This is a genomic window from Paraburkholderia steynii (assembly GCF_900100565.1).
GTDB classification, from domain to species: Bacteria; Pseudomonadota; Gammaproteobacteria; order Burkholderiales; family Burkholderiaceae; genus Paraburkholderia; species Paraburkholderia terrae.
The window spans coordinates 283,993-304,740 of sequence record NZ_FNDI01000005.1; the positions used below are offsets into that span (position 1 = coordinate 283,993).

General features: G+C 57.7%; 13 protein-coding genes. All 13 read right to left on the bottom strand.

The features are described 5' to 3' along the window. Positions 1-12: 12 nt before the first annotated feature. The gene (gene pglX, locus BLT65_RS12220) at positions 13-2,049 is read right to left on the bottom strand and encodes a BREX-1 system adenine-specific DNA-methyltransferase PglX (protein WP_208545760.1); all 2,037 of its coding nucleotides are present in this window, start codon (positions 2,047-2,049) and stop codon (positions 13-15) included. A gap of 130 nt (positions 2,050-2,179) precedes the next feature. Further along, positions 2,180-2,704 (bottom strand): hypothetical protein, encoded by a 525-nt coding sequence (locus tag BLT65_RS12225; RefSeq protein WP_091778013.1) that lies wholly within the window; start codon positions 2,702-2,704, stop codon positions 2,180-2,182. Further along, the gene (locus tag BLT65_RS12230) at positions 2,701-3,843 is read right to left on the bottom strand and encodes an AAA family ATPase (RefSeq protein ID WP_091778015.1); all 1,143 of its coding nucleotides are present in this window, start codon (positions 3,841-3,843) and stop codon (positions 2,701-2,703) included. The genes BLT65_RS12225 and BLT65_RS12230 overlap by 4 nt, the downstream gene beginning before the upstream one ends. After that, positions 3,840-5,693, bottom strand: coding sequence for a BREX-1 system adenine-specific DNA-methyltransferase PglX (gene pglX, locus BLT65_RS12235; protein WP_091778017.1), 1,854 nt, complete (start codon positions 5,691-5,693; stop codon positions 3,840-3,842). The genes BLT65_RS12230 and pglX (BLT65_RS12235) overlap by 4 nt, the downstream gene beginning before the upstream one ends. Beyond that, positions 5,693-9,241 (bottom strand): BREX system P-loop protein BrxC, encoded by a 3,549-nt coding sequence (gene brxC, locus BLT65_RS12240; protein WP_167306478.1) that lies wholly within the window; start codon positions 9,239-9,241, stop codon positions 5,693-5,695. The genes pglX (BLT65_RS12235) and brxC overlap by 1 nt, the downstream gene beginning before the upstream one ends. Before the next feature lie 14 nt (positions 9,242-9,255). Further along, complete coding sequence (locus BLT65_RS12245; protein WP_208545761.1) at positions 9,256-9,867, bottom strand: DUF1788 domain-containing protein; 612 nt, start codon at positions 9,865-9,867, stop codon at positions 9,256-9,258. After that, a complete protein-coding gene (locus tag BLT65_RS12250) occupies positions 9,864-10,457 on the bottom strand; it encodes a DUF1819 family protein (RefSeq protein ID WP_244186483.1) in 594 nt (197 codons plus the stop codon). Before BLT65_RS12250 ends, BLT65_RS12245 begins: the two co-directional genes overlap by 4 nt. A 27-nt stretch (positions 10,458-10,484) precedes the next feature. Beyond that, a complete protein-coding gene (locus BLT65_RS12255) occupies positions 10,485-10,679 on the bottom strand; it encodes a helix-turn-helix domain-containing protein (RefSeq protein ID WP_425273115.1) in 195 nt (64 codons plus the stop codon). A gap of 462 nt (positions 10,680-11,141) precedes the next feature. Further along, complete coding sequence (locus BLT65_RS47615; protein WP_208545762.1) at positions 11,142-14,630, bottom strand: helicase-related protein; 3,489 nt, start codon at positions 14,628-14,630, stop codon at positions 11,142-11,144. 2 nt (positions 14,631-14,632) lie between these two features. After that, a complete protein-coding gene (locus BLT65_RS12265; RefSeq protein WP_091778025.1) occupies positions 14,633-16,645 on the bottom strand; it encodes a phospholipase D-like domain-containing protein in 2,013 nt (670 codons plus the stop codon). After that, complete coding sequence (locus BLT65_RS12270; protein ID WP_143036508.1) at positions 16,642-17,904, bottom strand: hypothetical protein; 1,263 nt, start codon at positions 17,902-17,904, stop codon at positions 16,642-16,644. The genes BLT65_RS12265 and BLT65_RS12270 overlap by 4 nt, the downstream gene beginning before the upstream one ends. 947 nt (positions 17,905-18,851) lie before the next feature. Beyond that, on the bottom strand, positions 18,852-20,069 hold the full coding sequence (locus BLT65_RS12275; RefSeq protein WP_091778029.1) for a glycosyltransferase family 2 protein: 1,218 nt from the start codon (positions 20,067-20,069) through the stop codon (positions 18,852-18,854). After that, positions 20,066-20,743: a glycoside hydrolase family 16 protein gene (locus BLT65_RS12280; protein WP_091778031.1), complete on the bottom strand. Its 678-nt coding sequence runs from the start codon at positions 20,741-20,743 to the stop codon at positions 20,066-20,068. The genes BLT65_RS12275 and BLT65_RS12280 overlap by 4 nt, the downstream gene beginning before the upstream one ends. Between the last annotated feature and the right edge of the window lie 5 nt (positions 20,744-20,748).

Below are 20,748 nucleotides of genomic sequence, written 5' to 3' on the forward strand. Positions count from 1 at the left end.
CAATGGCGCTCCTTAATCCTCTGCAGCATCCAGGCCGACGATCTTTTTCAAGGCCGCGCCGAGTTTGGGATAGTTGACCTTCACGCCGTCGTCGAGGTCGATCTCCACCTGCTCGGTGGCCAGCGGGTAAAGCACCTCGCGCTCGTACCCCTCCATCTCCGCGATCACCTTGGTGATCTTTTCGATCTCCTTCAGGGCCTTGGTCTTTTCGGTCTGGGAGGCACTGGCGCTGATACTCACCGCCTCCAGATGGTTCTTGTGCGAAGTGAGCTTTGCGCGGAACTCGCGCAGATAGTCGTTGAGCACCACGCTGACCGTATCCGGACGATAGCGATGCATATAGATCAGTGCGTTGAAGCTGCCCTTGGGGCTGCTGAACAGCCAGTAGATGGGGCGCTTCTTGTAGCGCTTCACATGGTCGGCATAGAACTCGCTCAGGAAGTAGTCGCGGATGCTGTAGTTACGCTTGCCCTTGAGGTTCAGCGCCTGCTCGACGAACAGGAGGTTTTCCTCGTAGTGCCCCTCGCCAAATGCCACGCGCAGGAAGTGGCGAAAACACTGGGTGATGTCATCGGTGAACCAGTCGCCGTCGAGCAGCGGGATCACGTTGTCTTCATCGGGTGACACGCGGGGCTCCGGCACCAACGCAAGGTAATCCGCCACCGTCTCGCCCTGGTTGGCCAGAATCAGCCCCGGCTTATCCAGGCTGTAGCGGCCGAACATGCAGCCCACGGCGTAGCTAACCAGCTCGCGCATGGTATCGGCCAGCAGCAGCGCCTCCAGCTCGCCTTCGCTCTTGTCATTGCCGTAGCGGTAGTGCGGGTTGCAGGTCAGGGTGATTTCGTTGAGCGGCACCTTGGACTTAAGCTCGTTCTGAAGGCCGTAGGCATCGATGAAGATGCGATTGTTCTCCTCCTCCAGGCGCTGCATTTCCAGCGTCATCTCGCGCCAGTGGGCACGCAGATTCTGATAGCTGGCCTTGAGCGTGGGCTGGCGGTAATCGGGACGCAACAGCGGGAGGCCGATGAAATCCCACGAAGCCTCATAGGAGTTCCAGTCGGCTTTATGTACCTCAATCAACCTATCAACTCTTGCTCTTATGGTTGCTTCAAGGTCTTCTTCCAACCTTGGAGTTGGGACCTTGGCAACATCACCAACCGGAGAGGTAACAGTTGGGTTGATCGCTTTCAAAAAGTAGTTAAGGCACTTGCTATTAAGATACCCGAGCTCTGTCAGAGTTCGTTCGGAGTAGTAGCACGGCGAAAGATCTCCAGGGATAACTCCTTCTGGGTGTAGCTTAAAAGCGATTTCGCCAGATGTCAGGCGAGGCCAACTGACAGCGCTTTGAAAGTATAAATCTTCGCTCGGGATAATTGACCCGTCAAATGCCTTTATCTCACTTCCATTGCCCGCCCAGTTAACTACCAGATCCAGATTGCCATACCACTTCTTGAAGTCTCCGCCATTATTAAACATAAACCATTTGGCATTGCTTTCAATAGCCTCGTCTCTTGGCAAATAGCGCATTTCAGAGGAGTCTCTGCTGCATTCATGCCAGTAGCGGATAAATCGATCTTTGGCGCCTGTTTGCAAGCCGCGACGTGTTTTTCCAACCTCCTCCAGTCGACCTGAAGAGAAGGCGTTTATTCCTGGTTGGGGCAACCAATAGGCGATCGGACTTCCCGGAATTTTTGCAAAATCTGCCGGTGAAGCCCGGAAGAAATATTCCTCTGTGCCTTGCTCGGCCTTGCTGGCTTGGCTATTACTCATCGTTGTTCTCCAAATCTTCTTCCTCGACTGGCGCATTGATCTGCTGCCAGTCATCTGCGATCGCCTGCCAATCCACCGCGCGCACGACTGCCTCGCCTTGCTGTCCTGCCCTGACCACACTCCCCAGAAATCCGGGTCGTCCGACTTCGGACGATGCCGCTCAGGCAGCGCATTCATATGCGCGAGCACCGGCAGTTCTGACGCCCAAACGAGCAAAATAGCATGGCGAGTGGGCAGCGAGGGTAAGTCGCGCAGCAGGCCGCGCAGGTTGTCGGGCACCAACTTGTGCACCAGTTCCTGATCGCGGTCGTCGCTGATGCGGTGCGCAGGTAGCTATTGCACTGGGACAGCACGGTGGTCGTCCCGAGTTTTGAGCGTATTGATGGTCATGGCGTCCTCTCCCCTGGCGCTAGGCGATTTCCGCTGGCGCGATGCGCATCGCTGGCCATTTCGGGAAACTTTGATTCCACAGGTCGATGTTGAAAACCTGGCAGTTTTCTGCCAATTGACGTTTCCAACGCGGCATGACCTTCCCCTTCGGGGGCAGCTTTCTGGCGATCTCGTCCGAGAAATTGGGCAGCAGCTCGCTGTCTTCCAAGGTGACCAGGCTGATGTAGTGCACTGGCTTGTGCAGGAGATCCTCCGCCCAGCGGTACAGGAAGGTGTCGATGAACTTGGCAGCAAAGGTGTCACCCAGCGTGCCATTCCGCAGTTCTCCGTAGAATTTTTCCAGCCCTTCGGCTTGCGCCCTGGGGTTGCCTGGGTCCTTGACTTCGACGAAGAGAATCGCCTTTTCCAGTTCGACCACGAAATCGACGCGGTGCATTTCTGCGACGCCGTGGTAGTTCGGCTTGTTTGACTTCATCTGATCGAAGACGATGGCGTCGATCGCATCGGTGAAGTCGATCTCCAGATCACGCTCGCGCAGCTTCATTTGCCCAAGCCTCCCATCTTGCGGGCGACTTGCTCCCTGGTCAGTTCGTTATAGGTGTCGGCGATGGCATTCGGCTCAATGGCCCGGTAGTCGTCCATGCTGTCTCGGCGTACCTGCCCGGTTTCCTCTTCACGCGACAGCACGTGGAAACGCACCTGATCACCTTTGCCCTTGTCCATCAGCAGATCGAACCACTTGAGCAGCACGTAGTCGTGGGTGGCGAGGATAACCTGCTGGCCGTTGCGGGCGAGTTCCAGCAAGGCCAACACGAGATCCCTCATCAGCTTGGGGTTGAGGTTGGATTCGGGCTCGTCCCACAACAGCGGGCCAGCCGTACCGGGGTTGAGGCTGCCGTTGCTCAGCAGGCGTTGCAGTACACCGATCTTGCGGAAGCCCTCGGCGGTCATCGTGCTGGAAACCAGCCGTGCCTTGGTCGGCACAAACTGCAGCGTGGAGTCCTGAAAGCTTTGCGCGGCTTTATCTGCCGAGCTGCTTTTACCTAGTTTTTCGACGTACTTGCCGGCCTGGAAGCAGAATCGCCCCTCGTGCAGTTCGTAGCGCCCGCCGATCAGGTTTGCGAGCCGGGGCACGATGCTGCCAAAGCGCGGATCAAGCTGGACCTTAGCATCCAAATCATCGGCCCCTTCCTTGATGAGCTGGCGAGCCAGGTCCAGATAGCCATCGTCGAAGATGCGCTCGATGGTGGGCTGATCCGGCTGCTCGGCGGTGAGACCGCGCACCAACGACAACACTTCCTTGGTCGGAATGAAGATGGCTGCAGCAACGTCACCTCCATTGCCAGCACTGACCTTAGCTTCGGTGGCAGTGCCGCTGAATCGGGCCGTGATCTGTTGCCCCAGCGCAAAGGTGGCGCTGAATACTGCATCCCCGCGTGTGCCGGCACGGCGCAGCTCGCCGACTTGCCCGCCGAGCGGGTGGTAGAGCCGGCAGAGCTTGTGGGCGAGTTGTTCTCCGGCACGATCCGCACGAGCCTCCCGCCCGCACAAGGCGAGAATGGCCTTGAGCAGCTGGGTTTTGCCCGTGCCGTTTTCACCGATGATGATGTTGACGCCCGGCGAGAAGTCGATGGCCAAGTCGGTGAACGCGATGAAGTTCTTGAGATGGAAGCTGCTGATCATGCCGCTCTGCCTTGTGCGGTGGCCTTGGCAAGCATTTCCATCTTTTCCGCCTCCGAGTTGCCATCCACCAGTCGCATGTAGGCACCCCTGTAGTCTGGCTTGTGGGCGTTTTCGAGCACGAAGGCCGTGGTCGAGACGACTTCTCCACCGATGCTGTCGAAGGCTCGCGCTCCCAGGTGTGCCATGGACAGAATGGTGTGCTGATTGAGAATGCGGCTCCGCAAGGCCTCGAATGAGGACAGGAACATCCAGCTTTGCATGGTGATCATGGCGACTACGCCACCCTGTGCCCCCAGATCCAGATTGCGCTCGATGAACATCGAAAACAGGTCGGACTTGCTATCGGGGTAGTTCTCCTTTGCCCACGCATTCAGCCGCCCGTTCATGCCCTTGCCGCCCATGTACGGCGGGTTGGCCACGACCACCGCGTAGCGCGGGCTGAGGTATTCGGCCTGCTCCAACGCGCGAATGGCGTTGCGGAAGTTGGGTGTGCTGACCAGGGCTTGTTCGTCTCCAGTAAGCGCATCTGGGCTGCCAATCGCCGCCCCCGCACGTTCATGCAAAGTGCGCAACTGGGCGAGCACCGGGGTAGGGTTTTGCAGTTTCGGGATGATCAGCGAGCCAAAATTATCGACCTCGGTGAATTGTTGTAGTGTCTCGCGCACCGCGGGCGTGAACACCTCACGGCCAAAAGCCTCTGCGTACTTGTCCAGTGTTCCGGGTGCGATCGTGATGTTCTCCAGCACACAAACGTTCGGCTTGACCCCCTTATTGAACAACCGACGCTGCTTTGCGCGAGCCTTCATGGTCAGCGCAAAGGCTGCCAGTTCCCCGGCGCGTTCGTCGATTTCGATGCCATAGAGATTGTGGGTGAGGATCTTCTCGGGGATCTCTGCGGGCTCATAGCCTTCCTCCTCGTAGATGGCGTAGAGGAGGTCGAAGGCATAGGTGAGCATGTGGCCGGAACCGCAGGCGGGGTCGCACACCTTGATGTCTTCCGGGCCTTTGATCCGGAGGAAATCCGTTTCCGGCCTTTCTGGCGGGATGTAATACTCCATCTGCTCTGCCAGCCGTGAGCCGGGCCGGTTGAGGAGCCACAGGCGGCCCAGGGAGTTATCCACCAGGTAGCGGACGATCCAGTGAGGGGTGAAGAGCTGGGTGGCGGCCGGGATATTTTCCGGGGTGATCTTCAGGTTCTTCTTCAGCCCCTCGAATACCGCGTCTTTCTTTTCGGAGATGTAGAACTGGTATAGCCAGCCGATTACCTCGACATCCTCGCAGGCATCCGGGGTCAACGCCTCGCGGGTATAGGCGAGGATGGCGTTGCCCGATAGCAGGTCGTCGGGCATCAGCAGTTCGGTGTAGTCGTCGATGCGCTGGAACAAGAAAGGCATCGCCTTGTTCCAGAAGTTGCAGGCGGCCACCACCAGCAGGCGGTAAGCCTCACCTTGCGGGTCGCGGCTGGGCGCTTTGCCATCGAGCAGGGCGAAGATCTGTTGCCGGACCTGGTCGTGCACCATCGCTTCATCGATATGGCCCATCTTGGCTTCGGCCAGAATCTCGGGCTGGAACTGCCCCTCGGCGGGCGACACCACGCCGATTCGCGTGTAACGATTCACGTCCATAAAGCGCAGGGCACAGAAACGGTTGAACCAGATGTAGGCCACCCGCTCAATGACCTGTTCCTTGCCGTGGTTCTTGATCGCCTCTTCCACTTTCTTGACGGCCTCGGCTCGTTCACGCCGGGCGGCGCTGTTTTCTGCGAGCACCAGTTTCAGCTTGGCGGAGACCTGCTCCAGCAGGCTGCGCCGGGCGAACTGGGCGAATTTTTTTAGTTTTGCGGTTTCCATTAGATCTGAATCCTTTTCCCTTTGCGGATTTCATTCAGCAGCGCCTCGCGCATGGATTCCAGGTAGCGTTCCACGTCGGTCTCGTCGGCCAGCCAGGCTTTATCGAAAGAGACCTTCACTGCGCGGCTGGGCACATACTCGATGCGCGGTTCCGGCTTAGCAGATGGCGAGGGCTTCGTACCCTCATCAGGCGTAACGGCTTCTCCAGGTTCCGGCACAGGCTCGGGTGCAGGTGCAGGTTGCGCCCAGGATGTCATCTGCGAAAGCTGCCGCTGGTAGTCGCTTTCCTCAAACCGGCGCAGGGTGTCACGAATGACGGCAATCAGCTTCTGACGCTCGATGTCGGCTTTTACTTTGTCGAACGGACCGGTGATCTGCTCCTGCTGATCGCCGTTCAGTACGCCGAATTCAGCCATGCCACAGAGACGGGCTTTAAGAGCAACGACCGTCTCCTGTGCCTTGGCGATCTCGGCCTCGATCTGCGCGGTGACCTTCTCCTGCAGGGTTTCGACTTGCGTCTTAACCTGCTGCATGCGGTTGCCCTTGAAACATTCCGGATCGGTCAAGCTGGCGACCACCTGTGCGGTTTCGCTGCCTTCGATGTAGGCGAAGTTGGGCTCTTGGGTTTGAACGAACTTACGGGCGTTATCGAAGATGCCTTTCTGTGGGCCGCTCATGAATTTCCGCACAGGATCGATGACGCTTTCCTTCATATCGAGCAGCGCGTCCTCCAGGCGGGTAAGTTCGGTCAGATACCAGGTATAGGGCTTGCCGGTCAGATCTTTGAGCCTCTCAAGCACCGGAGTCAGCGCACTCAGGAACGGATATTGGGATGCCTGTGCCGCCAGCGGGGTGAGCTGATGCATGAGCTCCTGGAGCGCGTTGCCGGTTTCTTTGCCGAGTGCCTTTGCTTCACTGGATCGGGGCGGTGCGTCGAAGAAGTCCTCAAAGAACTCCTTGAGGGCGCGGACCTGCGATGCGGTAAATTCGACCTGGGGCTCCAGCACCACATTGCCGTGTCCATGGGTGTTGCGCAGCGCCCGTTCCAGCTCGTCCTCTTCAAGCAGGTTGCCGTCGGTGCGAACCTCGACTTTGCCGCGAGTGCACAGGTTGGCCAAGACGCAAAGCACGGCGGCGTAGTACCAGCCGTAGGGTTTGCGTTCGAACCTCTCCAACAGGCTTTTCAGCGTGGTACGCACGCCACCCCGGTTGTTGCTCTGGATAAGCGCCAACAGCTCCTGCTCGGATTCCGCAAGTACGGTTGTATCCGTGCCAAAGAGAGTTCCATTCTTATCTTTAAGTATTGTCTTGATCATTTCCTCTGTGTAGGCGACTCCTCGCAGCATGCGAAGATTCGGATAGGCACGGGAAACGAGCTCGTGGAATCCGCGCAGCACCCGGGTTTGTGCATCTTCGGAACCGATTTCGATGTCGGAACCTGCAACAAACAACTTGGCCTTGCCCATCAGGCTTTGAACGCGCAGTTGCAGCTCGGCATATCGCTCCCGGTTCTGGAAACCCTTGTCGGTCAGGATGCGTTTCACCGCCTCCTGTTGCGTAATCGAGATGTTCTGACGGATGTATTTCTCCGTCCGCTTGTACATGAGAATGTCGCGAACGAGGCGTTCATCCGCAGGCATCAGGACCAGCAGTTCGTCCCTGCCCATGCTCTGCATCCGAAGGATGGACTCGCTTTCGGCATTTTCATGAAACGGGCTAATAACATGGATCGCCAGCTCGTACTCCCGCCCGTGCAGCCGATCATCGAGCTTTCTGGAGAAGGGATAGTCCTGGCCGCTTTCGTCGTAACGAATCTTCCGATGCTTGATGACGTGGTCGAAAACGATCTTCTCAAGCTCGACCGCAACATCCGAGGACTCCACCTCGGTGTTTTTGATTTCCTGCTCGACGTCTTTTTCCTCGTCGGTCAGGTATTCGTAGAGCTCGCCATTGCGCTGCAAATAGGTCTGCTGTTCCAGGAGGCTGAGGGCTTCTTCAACACACTTTTTAAGTGCGGGCAGATCCTGATTGAAGCCGTCGAGCATCAGGACGCACAGGTTGCGAACGGTCGGCTTGAACTCCTTGACGTACTTGACCAGGAAGAGCGTTTTCAACAGCCGGATCGCGAAGCGACCATCAAGATGGCGTTCTGCCTGAATGACGGCTCGCTGAATATTGGATTTCAGCGCGGTCCGAATGCCTTCGAACATTAAATCGAAAGTCGCCAGCTGGCCGATTCCGTGATCCCCAATCTCGATCGCCACTTGTTGGAACACACCCAGCATGGAGCGTTCGCCCACCGAGCTATGCTTGCCTTCAAAGGCGTTATGCTGCGACAGATTCTGAATGGCCGACTGGAACAACGCGAACTGGTAGGGAATGAACGGATAACAGTGAATGAAGTGATCCCGATCCTGAAAATTCCGGTAGGTTTGCGAGCCGTCGGCAAAGTCGAACAGGGTCTTAAAATTGTTGGACTGCGCGTGATAAATGTCCGACAGAAGACGAACGCCTTCTTCGGTTTTCGTGAGCAGACGCTTCTGGATAACCTCCGCCACGTCGGCGCTGGTCAATTTCATGCGATTAGCGAACCGCGCCTGGATTTTTGAAAAGTCGTTGCCTTGCTGCTTGCCCATTTCGCCGACAACGGTCGCCATGTCCTCCTGTGCGGTCACAATGACCCATGCGCGGCCCCGGCATTTGGTGGCTAGGCTCTCGGCGATGGTCTGGAGGTTGGTCATCAGCTTGACGTTTTCGGCGATGTACTGACCAACCTCATCGACAAAGAAGTTCAGACGGAAATCTGAAGTCTGCCGCTCAATATACGCATGCACTTGCTCCGCAAAATCTTCGATGGAGACACGGTATTGACTGCGGTATTTGTCGAGTATCCCCAAGGCGGATGTCTCATCACTACCGGTTGCCTGGGAATAGGCTTTGGCGATGTTTTTCGCTTCGAGCAGGGCCTGCTCGCGCCCCTTTTGCCATGTTCTGCCCGCTGTGGACTCATAGACCGACTTGAACTGCTCATAGAGGTCCCGGCTGTCGAGGTCGCGCTCGAACTGAGCTATGTGCCCCTGTTTGCCGTAGTAACCGCACATCTCGTCGAAAACTTTAACGAAGACAGCGAGAAGCGCATCGATCTGGGTCTTGCTGATGACATCCGCTTTCTGGTCGATGTTGAACAGAATGCTTTTCGAAGCGATCGAGACCGCGCGCTTGAGATCGCCGCGCAGGATTTCATTGTCGCCGCACTTCGGAAGGAACAGGTCAAGAGCCGAGGCGCCGTCGATCTGCCGATTTTCGAGCAAGAGCGCCAGCATCTTCAACAGATGGGATTTACCGGACCCGAAGAAACCGGAAACCCAAACCCCATTGGCACCTTCATAGTTGTTGTAGGCATCCAGAAAGGACTCAAGCCGCTTCTCGACTTCGTTTGTCAGTACGTATTCTTCAATCTCGAGGCGAAGGCTGGCTTCATCGTCAGCTTTGATGACTCCTTCAATCGGGCGGTTAACTGGCTTGCTAAAAATGGTCTTAAGAGTCATCACGCTTCTCTTTCTTATGCTTCGCAGTGGAATATATTAAATGCCCGGTAGTACTTGTCGTCATGAAGCTTTCCGAAGAGATCGAGCGACGCCCCGGACTCCAGGGAGTGGGTGTAGGCTCCCGGGAAAAACATGATGGTCGGCTTTTCTTTCGCCGTGCTCTGCAAATTGTTTAAAACGTTGTGCGAGCGGATGTAGGGGAAAATCTCACCAACGCCTGACAGAAAAAGAACCTCGAAATCGGTGCTTGCCAACTTGGCCGCAATGGCAGGAACAAGATGCGCTTCAGGGTCGAGCACACCTTGCAGGAGCTCCTTAAGCTGCTCTTTGGAGACAGAATCCTCCATCTCGACAATCTGGTCCCAGATGTCGCGCTCCTTGAGGATTTCTATCGAAAGGTCATACAGATTGACTTCCAAAATCCGAACCCCAGCCTGCTCAAGTCGATTGACCAGCTGACGCTGGAGCCGCTCCATTTCGACGGACTCTTCCGGCTTGAAAGGACAGATGAAGAACGGGACTTCATTACCGAGACCTTGCTTGTGGAGAAAACGCTGACCCGAGATCACTGCGAAGAGATGCTGAAATCTGTCTTGCATCGGCATTCTGGCTATATCTGCTGTCACGGCTTTATCCCCGTCAAATCGGATTCAAATGCAGGGAAGTACAAAACATCCCTGCGGCTGCCTTGAAGGATCAGGTCCAACAGTCTTGGGCTGAGCATGGCAGCGTGGATCATGTTGTTGGCCGTCAAAAGATCGGCCTCGCGAAGCATCTTGAACAGAACCTGCCGCAATTTGTCTCGTGTTGTCGGGGTGACCGCATCGAGTTCCAAATGCCACTCAGATTGCCGGTTGAAGAAGGAATCGAATTCCTCATGGGTGAGATCACTCTTCAGTGTAATGTAGCGCTCTCGAAGCACTTCGACGGCAAAATCAGCAATAAATCTGTACCGACGGCAAACGGCGAGCCACAGCAGGTAGGCTTGCTCTTGGTGGCTTCCATCAATCAGGAATTCAAGTTCACCTAGGCTCAGCGTCCTAATCCGAGAAATGACCTCGCGGCAGACTCGCTTGAGCGTATTCAGTGTTCTGGTCTGCAGCAAATTTTCTGCGATGACTTTGTCTCGAACAGACCTCCAGTCACCAAGATCAAGATACAGCGCGGCCAGCTTCACCGATTCGTGGTGAAAGAGACTGCCCGTCGTAAATGACATGCTGTATCTATCATTGCTCATTCTTGATCAGGATTCCTTTTTGTAATGTTCGGCAGCACCACCCGCCTTCACCCATTCGTCTACCTCATCCTTCTTGAACTTCCAGAGGCGACCCATGCGATGTGCTGGCATTTCATGTTTATCAATCCACTTGTACACAGTGTCATTGCTGACCCCGAGGTATTTGCAAATTTCACTTATAGATAACCAGCGGTCTTCCATCTCGGCCATTTCTCAGGTTCCTCGTGGGCGATTGGGGTTGAGCCATCGCTCGCCAGTGGCGAAGTAAGTAAGGGAAAACAGGCGCAGCCCCCCCAATTGAGCCGCCTGAAAATATACGAATCGTCGGCCGATGTCAAACGATCCTCACCGATTAAAGCCGATTATCAGCTATTAGGGTCGATGTCGCCCCCTAGTCCCAAGCCAGCTTCCGGCGTCGACACGCGGGCCGTAGCGACCAACAGTCAGGTCTTGGAATCCGGTCTTTGTCCGGTGCCTAGTCAGACGATGGCGCGCATGCGTTGTGTCTGCGCGGCAGGCTAGTCGAGCGCGGCGAGTTTTCTCTGACCGACTTCGCCGATCGACTCGTGCTATGGATGCGCGAGGGCTAAATGGCCGTCGGCGGCGCTGTGTTCGACGTCGGCGTGCAAACCTTTGAAGCGGTGCACACTGAGCTGAGCGTGTCTACAGCGATAAATCGACCCTGAACCAGCGCGCCAGTTCTTCCGGCAAACAGGGAGGCGGCGTCTCGAGCGTCAGATCCTGATCGGTGACAGCCTCAAGCACACCGCCCGCCTCCTTCTCGCTAAGCTCTTCCTCGTCCAGGGCATCCACAGCGAAGTCCGGCTTGCCAAGCAGCACCTCGAAACGCTGGGCGCGTGCCAGTAGCACACTGTATTGGAACCGCTCATAGCTCTGCTGCTGGAACGGTATGCCGACCTGCACAAGCCCGGTGCCGGGTCGATCGGTCCGGCTTGTTTCCGCCAGACTGCCCACCCGATCAATACGGCCGATACGCTGCTCCAGCCGCGCGGGATTCCACGGCAGATCGTGATGGATGATCTCGGCGCATTCGCGATGCAAGTCGATGCCTTCAGAGCCAATCGACGTGCAAATCAAAATGTCCGGCGCCAACGGCGAATTGAAGGCCGCGCATAGCACGATGCGGCCGTCGTGTTTCATCGAGCCGTCGAGCGTGCGCACCGCGTAATCGTCGTCCGCGTTGGCGTCGCTGCTTATTCCGCCTTCGGCCTTGGCGCCGGCGCGGCTTCGCTGCAGGTTGACCCCGCGCCACAAGCTGCGGCGGCGCGTATTGGTATGGTCGTCGGGATTCATGGAGCCGTTCGCTTCGCACAGGTTCAACAGGAAGCGCACCATGCGCCGCCACATCGATTCACCCATGCCACGCGGCGCACGCACGCCGTCGTGGACAGCACGAATAATCTCCGCCATGCGCGGATCGTCCGGCTGATTTGCCAGCAACGGTCCCAAATACGTGCGGAACAGGTCTGGACGCAGCAATACCTTGCGCAAGCCTGTCTGAAGATCCAGCACCGTATCGAAAAAGCCCGGCGCGACCAGACGCGCGTCAGCGCCAGTGTCGGCAGCGTCCATTAGCATGCCGGCTTCCGACTCGATCAGCGCCCACAGATTCGTTGCGAAAGAACAGGTGTCGTCGTCGTCCCAGAGATTCAACGAATGTTCGAAAAAAGTCGCGGCGTGACGGTTGACCAGTTCCTCGACGGCCTCCGCCGATTCCGCGCTTGTACCCTCCCCCGCAAGAAACGACGCACGGAGCCAATGTTGGTCCTTACCATCCGACATCGCCATTTCGCGCAGCAGTTTGAACAATTGCATGGCCGGCTTCCGCGGACGCTGAGTGCGGCCGAACTCAACCAGCAGCCATAGGTCGAGCAAACGAAACACGCGCCGCTCGGTAGCGCTCACACGGCAGCGCGAGATGCAGTTGAGCGCAAATGCGACCGCCTTGGGCCGCCATTCGGTCAAAAGACTCTCCGTCTGGTCTACCTCGAGTTCCGAGGCTCGCGCAAAGATGCGCGCCAGCGGCAAGTCGACGAACGCAGCCTGCTCGAGTAGCGTCTTGCGCTTCGCACCCACGTCGAGTTCCGTTGCTTCGGTGGGGTTAATACGCGACTGCAGCATCGCACCGATTTCGTTGAGCGTTTCCACACGTTCGCAGAAAATCAACGTCTTGCTGCCATTTTTGTAGTTGTTCAGGGCCCGCTCGACGGTCGTGCGAACCTTCGGATGTTCGCTCATACCGAGCGCACGCCGGAACATCGCCATGTACTTCGCTGTTTCAGCGCTGAAGTCACGCTTTTGCTGGGCCGTCACGGCCGCGCTGCTTTCGAACGCCTTCACACTCGACGTCAGCCCGCTCATCAGACGCGCATTGGCCCCGTCGCGTTTTCCATCTTCCGCGCGTGTGTGCTGATCGAGCCGCATCGCCAGAAAATGAATGAAGGCATCGCTGTCGCGCGACATGCCTTCCACGTCGTAAAGCATTGTGCGTTGTGTCGCCGGACCGGGGCCGAAATCTTGCCCGGCATGAAACGAGCGATGTCCGCGCGGCTTCAGATGGCGAATCACAATCTGGCGCTGCAAGGCGGCAAGTTGATCCACTGCCTTGCGATAGGCCAGCGATGCATGACTGAACGCCCGCAACACCGGACGGGTGCCCGGATCGGAGATCAGATCGGCAAGCATCTGTTTGACAACGGCAGTGCTCGCCCCCTCGCACAATGCGCTCAGACGCGCCACACTTTCGTCGTCCTCGGCGAGTGCGTCCCACGCTTTCTGAAAGATCTTGTTGGCGCTCAGGCAGGTGGCGACCACGCCGTTCGCGCGATAAATTTCATCCAGTACGCGATATGTTGCGCCGTTCCTGTCGGCCGCGAAGTCGAACACGGTACGCATTTCGCGCTCTTCCAGTTGGAACGGTGTAGCCGAAAGCAGCAGCTTGTTAGGGATCGAAGGCGAGAACGTCCTGCTGAACGCCTTCGCCCCATGCTTACCGCCCTTCCAGTTGTGTACTTCGTCCACCACGGCCAGTTCGATTCCGGACTCACGCAGCTTCTGCTGAACCACTGCGTTCATCAGCTCCTTGAAGAGCTCCCTGATCGAATTGTCCTCCGCCCCGTCACGCAATGACGTCCAGCGTGCCTTCAGGTCCGGATCGTCGTCGCGCGCCTTGATGACGCAATCGTAGGTGCGATACAGATCGCTCGACGCCAGCTCCTTGAGCGAGTCCTTGGTGGCGTTAGGCAGCAGAATGTTGGCGCTGCCCAGCACACGCAGCAGCGCATCACGAGTGGGCGCGTGCAGGCCCGTCACCAGCACGCCAAGCACGAAGGTGCTAAAGCGCCGTGTATCAGCCTGATCGGTTCGCGGCCGGTCGAGCGACGACATGCCGAGAATCAGCACGTTGGGCAAATACCTTTCCTGCTTGGCCGCGAACTCCTTGAATTCGTCCTTGAACCAGTTGCAGGCATCGTCACTGTCGTCCGTGCGCAGCGCGTCGAGATGCGCGCGCATGGTTTGATCCTGCGTGGCCTTTAGTTCATCGAGGTACCTGAACCAGCCGGTCTGCGAGTACTCAGAGGCGAATTCCAGCGCCTTCCTCGAGCTTTCATCGAATCCCTCCAAGCGCTTGAATGAGCTACGCCGCGACAGGTACTTATTCCGGCACGCCCATTCGAGGACAGATCGCAAAATGCAGCACGTTGTATCCGCCGAGATGCGTCTGATGGTGGTGTTCTTATAAGCGTGTAGACACGCGATCAGTTCCCAGTAGCTATGCACGACGAGCGGACGCAACGTACGCTTGCGCGCGCGGTCCTGCCCGTTCACATAGAACGCCGAAAAGCTGCGTAATTCCTGCTCCCACTTCGCGCGCAGCACCGCGCTCGACGGCGTGATCAGCAATGCGCGCGCATCGGCGCGGCTCGCGCCCAGCAGCCGCGCGGCGATCACGCCCATCGCGACGTACGTCTTGCCCATGCCAACTTCATCGGCGAGCAACTGCGTGTCGAATTCCTGCTCGAAGCGCGTGAGGACCTCGCGCGCCGTGTTGCGCTGGCGGTCCCAATCCTTCTGGAAGTTCGGGCGTTCAGCTTCCGCGCGAATAATCGTGTCGAATCGTTGCGAACTCAAGATCAGAGGCCCTCGTGGCAGAAGCTGAGATATTCCATGACCGCCGCGTCACCGTGTTGCACGGGCAATTTGGACTTGAGGCGCATCCACAATGCGCGGCCCACGTTCGATCCGGCAGCGAGTTCGCGAGCGAAAAGCACCAGTTCGCCCAGCCTGAACAACGAATCTGCGCCGGATTGCGGCCGGCCTTTTGCGTCGCGCAAGAGAACGTCGGCGAAGGTCGCAAGCGGTTCCTCGACTTCGTCCCCCCAACGGCGGAACTGCTCGGGCAATGGCGCTTCCAGGCATTGTGCCGCGCGTTTGCGAAAGGCCTCCTGCACGCGCCCGAACAGATTCAGATGCTGCTGCATTCCGATCACGATGTTGCGTTCGCGCATGGCATGAATCGCGGCGGCGGGATCATCGTCGACGATGTTCGGATCGCCCGGCACGAATTCATCCGGATCGCGGTCAAGCGGCAACCGCTCCTTAAGGTAATGCAGCATCCAGTCTTCCGCAGTGGACAGCACATAGCGCTCACGCTGCTGGAACAGCGCGGCCGCATGCCGGAACGGCAGGTAGTAGATGCGTTCGGGCGCGCCGCGGCGCACGAACTTCAGATTGCGCGCGCCGATGATTCGGCCAATCAGCTGCGATTGATCAAGAGGATTCGAGCACCCATTGGTGAAATGAAGGGGTAAGCCGCCCCAACTCACGTCATAGTCCGCCAGTTGCGCAAGATTGATCGGCTCGGCACGTACGTCGAATACCATCAGATCCGAGTTCGGCATTTCGACCAACTCGATGCCCTGGACGAACTCGGGGTAATCGGGTTGATCCTGGTAATCATCCTCGGACTCGGGCATTTCGTCCGGCGTGTTGGACGGCAGATCACAATAACGGTCGATCTGCTCTGCGCTCAGCCCGTTGCAAATCGCGCTAAACAACTTGTCGACCGAGCCGCGGTGCACGCGCGCCACGCCCATTTCGTGATTAGCGCCACACCATGCCTTGCGGGTGAAATTGGCGCTGCCCAGATAGACGAGCGCTTCGTTGCCGCGCGCCAGCACCAGCACCTTCGCATGGAGCTTGCGCGTGATCGCGAGCGCGGCGAGATCGGCAGGTTGATTAGCCTGCGCGATCCGCTCACGCTCACCTTCGGTGAGGGTTTCGGGAATCAGGAACAGCCGCGTGCCCGGTAACGCGCGAAAATGATCGCGGCAAAGATACTGGGCAACCGGCGCATCCGTTACGACGTCGAGCGTGCTGAGAGAAGGGAAAGTCCTCTTCAGATCCTGTGCGAACACCGCGGCCTGCGCGTTGCCATCGAAGAACGGCGACACGGCTATTGCGCGCTCAGGCAGCGCGTCGCCGAATGCATTCCGCCACGCGCGAGCAAGCGCCGCCAGGCCGGTGACACCGTCGTCGTAGCCTTGGTGGATCAGGACGGCACTCTCCTCGCCTTCCGATGCTACCCAGCGCTCTAGCCGCAGCCGAACCGACTCTACCGCCGTAGCTAGTGGCCTCGAATCAAACGACGAGTAGCCGCGCGCCAGCACCTCGACGAATTCGCGCAGTACGGCGAGGTCGGCCCTTTCGCCCCTACCGGCATCGCTCCACGTGAAGGTTTCGAAGACCTCGCGATTGGCAAAAAGCCCCGTTCGCGTCAGGTTCATCGAGCCCAGCGCGAGATGCACCTGACGCTGCGTGACCACCAGATAGGCTTTCGCGTGATGACAGCTCCACGGCTGTGTGCGCACCGGCAGCAATTCCATGAAATGCGGCAACTGATTGTGCTCGCGCGTCTTACGCGCGTCGTAGATCATCACCGGCACGATGCGGAGCAAATCTGCGATGTCCGACGTACGCGCTTCCGGCGCCGCGCTCAGCGAACGCCGCAAGGCGAGGTTCAGCACCTGCTGGTCGTCGAACTCATAGCTGAGCACCACCACATGTTGCAGGGCATTATCGCGTTCGTTGCACGACTCGAAGATGCTTGTGAAATATTCGCGTAGCGATTCAACCTGCTCCGTCATTGCACGGTCTCCGTTTGGGGAAACGCCCAGTCGTACCAACTGCGGCACTTCTCAAAGTGCCATTGACGGCGATAAAGATATTGAAGTCCGTCCAGTTGCGCCGCTGTGCCGTCCGATGCCTTATCGAAGATCGTCAAGGCTTCTTCAAGCGTGCTGCGATTCACGCGACCGGTCACCAGCAGTTCGTCGTGGTTCACGACCGGCGAGGTGCCCTTCGCGGTCTGGTGCTCGATGTGGTGATCGACAACGCAGCGCGTCAACGCCGCGAAATCGCCCGTCGATTGCGCCACGCTAGCGAACAGGTGACGCGAGTCGTGAAAGGCGGGCGCGGCGACGTATTGCGCGGCCAACGTCGTCACGGCAGCTGCAAAAGGTTCCGCGCCCTGCGGCAGTACGTCCCTGAACCTGCCACCATATTCGAGCGACGCGATGCGAAGATCAAGCACGAACTGTGTAGCGGCTGCGAGCCGCTCGAAGCGTGAGATAGCGGTTAGTTCGACGGCGAGGCCGTCGTACTGCTGGCGTGCATCGGTCCAGAAAGTCTGATAAGCCGATGCGTTCGCAAAACCCGACTGCAACGTTTGCCATTTGGGCGGCGTGCGCCACAACGGTTCGACGCGCGGATTTTTCTTGCACCAGATGTCGATGAGCTCACGCCATATCTCGCTTTCCCCCCGCGAGACCGACGCGTCAAGGCCGTAGTGCTCGCCGGCCCGTTCAAAATCACCTTGCGAGACAATTTGGTTGTCCTGCCACGTCGCCAATGCATCCCGAAACCGCAGCGCCTCATTGCGCGAGGAGAACGCATCCGCGAGATCGCGGCCCAGCCGACTCGGCGTGCGTCCATCCCGTTCGACAAGTCCCCAACGTAGCGCTGCACTGCTGTAATGACCGAGCGTACCGTAAGAAAGACGTTGGTAAATCGGATGACGCTTCGGGATACCACCCAGGTGAACTTGCTCGTGTAGCAACCGTTGATATTTCGTTACATTGATAATCGACGAATTGACCGACGCGTTGGCGATACCCCAATAGATTTCGAGTGCGCGGAATCGCTGTGACAATTGCTGCTCTTTGAACGTCTCGCCGGCGAGCTTGTCGAGAATACCGCACAGCGAACTCAGGTAGACGGGTCGAATCGTCAGAACCGTGAACTGCGGGAACAACATGTCCTGCAAAGCGCCTGCTGGCCGGCGGAATCCTAATGGATCAATTGCTTTGTCAGCGCTTTCAAGTACCACGTACTCGGTGAATCGCATTCCTTCCGCACTCCCAGACTTTGTTCTTTTCGTATTTTCCCAAGCATGACGTCTGCGTCGCTACAGGCTGATCTATCGGCGTGTGATCCAACGTACATGACGGATCGTTGCTAGGCTGAGCGATTGTGGAAAGTGATGTGAACATCCGTTTCTTTCTTGAGTTCGCTTCCAGATCGATTCCGGCCTGCCGTCATCGGTCAACGCTGCCGGCGTGGCAGCGAGGTTGACGCACTTAACGCGTAGCGGCTGCAATTGTTATCGGCCTGACCGGCGAAATCTTTAGCTCGCGCGACGCGAGTGTCGTAAGACATTGTCAGGCACCGTTGCGACAAATCGTGTCCCGTGTTTGTCCGATCTCGAAGGGGCGAGGCGCTAGGTGCGATCGTCGATACGCAGGGGACACAAAAAAAGTCGCAAGCGGTCACTACGATAGGGTCACCTATGTTGAGACTGATCGCGTTGGGGTTGAACGCCTTCGGCATACGGGTCAGATTGGCATCGTATGTCACCGACACAGAGAGATGCCAGCGTCAGATTAAGGTCCTACAGGTTTACAGGTATATCTATAGTAGAAGTTAACAATGTCATGGCATTTCTGTGGATAACGCCAATTTAGCCAAGTGAATCAGTGTCTTGCCACTCGTATAACCGCATGCGTTTTATGTGCATGTCCGACGTCGTCGAAGGATAACTTTTGGGTGATTTCCTGAGTCATCGAGTTGGTCAGTTTTTGTCCACCTCGAATCCACAAGGTTTTCGCTTTCCCGATACCACTCCGTGCCTCCCAAGTTTCCTTTGCAGATGCAGCTCAGCCGAACGATGTCCCCTCTTCCGCCATCGGTATTGGCATCCGCTTACGCCAGTTACCGTGACATCGCGCGAATCTGCCCGAAAAGCGCGCTCCTCGTCACACCGAGTTGCGAGCGTTCGGCTCAAGGCATCAGTATTCATGCTTTCCTTTGCGAAGTCCCTCGAGTCCCCCACTCGCCAACATCAAATGTACACAGCGCCACGAGCGTAATCAGAAAGGAGTCGGCGATGAACCACATCCCGAGGGCACCGACGATCAGCGGATTCACTTTCTGCTCCGGGTTGTGCCAGCGCACATACAGGTTGTAGAGCAGACCGACGACAACCCACAGTCCGAAATAGAGCTGCATGTCCTGCAGGAGATGTTCGGCCAGCCAACCCGACGCGAGGCCGTAAAGGCACATCGCGGGCCACAGCACTTGCAGCGCGCCCGGAATCAGAAGATTCACCACCGTCAACGGATGCAGCGCTTCCAGATTGGCGCCGAACTTGCGCAGCGTCCAGAACAGGTCGCGCAGGCCACTGCGCCGCCAGCGAAGCTGCTGCATGAACAGTTGCCTGAAGTTGTTCGGCGCCGCGGTCCAGCATTGCGCGCCGATGTTGATATAGGTCTTCAAGCCTTTGAGCAACAGCAGGTGCGTCATGTATCGGTCCTCGCCGTCGCGCACGCCGACACCGAACCAGTTCCTATGCTTCACCTGCTCTTCGATGGCCTCGAAATGCTCGCGGCGAACCGCGAAGAGACACCCCGAAATGCAGATCACGTTGCGCGTCCAGTTCTGCAACATTTTCATGATCTGGAAGCTGTAGTAGTAGACGACCGTCTGACATTGAGTCAACACGTTCTCACGGGCGTTGCTGATGCCCACGCGCCCACCCACCGCGCCGATTGTCTCGTCCACGAAGCATGCCGTCAGTTCGGCGATCGCGCGATTGTCGAAGATGCAATCGGAGTCGATGCAGATCAGGATCTCGCCGGACGAATGCGACAGCGCATGCGACAACGTCTGATGTTTGCCGGAATTGACGGGATTGCGGAACGCGTGCACGTTCGGCCACCGTCGCGCCGCGCGCTCGATCCATTCGAACGTGTCGTCGGCAGAACAGTCATCAACGGCGATGACCTCGACCTTCTCAATCGGATAGTCGCTGGCGAGGATGCTTTCGATCGTCTGAAACACATGCTCGCCCTCGTTGAAGCACGGCAGGAGCACGCTTACGTGCGGCTGCAGCGCATAGTTCTTCTCCAGAAACGTGGACTTCGCGCCAAACCGCAGCATCAGCGTCACGCCGAAGTTCATTACCATCACCACCAGCGGCAGCGCAAAAATCAACTGAACAAACGTATCGATCACAGGGGCCTCAAGGACTTGATCATGAATTCAACTTCTTTCCGGTTTCTCGGGGAAGGCCGCCTGAACAGCCATAGATTGACGATCAACGTCTGCGGCCGGTCCGCAATGTCGCCACGAAAACTCACGGTTTGGCCTTGCTGCAAGGGCGACTTCCAGCTCACGTAGTCATGCTGCCAGGTCAAGGCGAACGTCGACTCCGCAATGTCTTCCGGCACGCCTAGCGCCGCATGACGCTTGCCGATACCGCCGCGGTTCCAGACGGTGTAATTGATCTGCGGCGCGCGCTGTTCGCCCCATCGCGCGATTTCGATGTCAATCTCATTGGTTCCGTCCAGACCGACATCCGCAGGTGGATACATGAATACCCCGAACACGACATCGGGATCGATGCTCCCGATCGGTCCGCGAACCTCGAACGCGTAGTGCCCGAAACCGAACCGTTGGATCGACTCGATCTCGACACATGCGTATTCGCCGTCCGGCATCCGCGCCAGTTTGAGATGCAGCCAGCCGTCTGCATCCACCCACGCACCATTGGCATTCCACCGATCCGACGCGCACGGCTTGCCCGTACCCGTCCGGATGCGCCATCCGGTTCCCGCCCACTCGAGTTGCGCGGCCGCTGCCACCGACATCCACAGCAGCGCAAAGAGCGCGCATAGCAGCCTTTTCACCCGTT

Excerpts from the sequence above, each read along its gene's own strand:
- BLT65_RS12255 (WP_425273115.1), bottom strand. The coding sequence starts at position 10,679 with ATGGAAGACCGCTGGTTATCTATAAGTGAAATTTGCAAATACCTCGGG.
- BLT65_RS12270 (WP_143036508.1), bottom strand. The coding sequence starts at position 17,904 with ATGCGATTCACCGAGTACGTGGTACTTGAAAGCGCTGACAAAGCAATT.
- BLT65_RS12225 (WP_091778013.1), bottom strand. The coding sequence starts at position 2,704 with ATGAAGCTGCGCGAGCGTGATCTGGAGATCGACTTCACCGATGCGATC.
- BLT65_RS12265 (WP_091778025.1), bottom strand. The coding sequence starts at position 16,645 with ATGACGGAGCAGGTTGAATCGCTACGCGAATATTTCACAAGCATCTTC.
- BLT65_RS12230 (WP_091778015.1), bottom strand. The coding sequence starts at position 3,843 with ATGATCAGCAGCTTCCATCTCAAGAACTTCATCGCGTTCACCGACTTG.
- brxC (WP_167306478.1), bottom strand. The coding sequence starts at position 9,241 with ATGACTCTTAAGACCATTTTTAGCAAGCCAGTTAACCGCCCGATTGAA.
- pglX (WP_091778017.1), bottom strand. The coding sequence starts at position 5,693 with ATGGAAACCGCAAAACTAAAAAAATTCGCCCAGTTCGCCCGGCGCAGC.
- BLT65_RS12250 (WP_244186483.1), bottom strand. The coding sequence starts at position 10,457 with ATGTCATTTACGACGGGCAGTCTCTTTCACCACGAATCGGTGAAGCTG.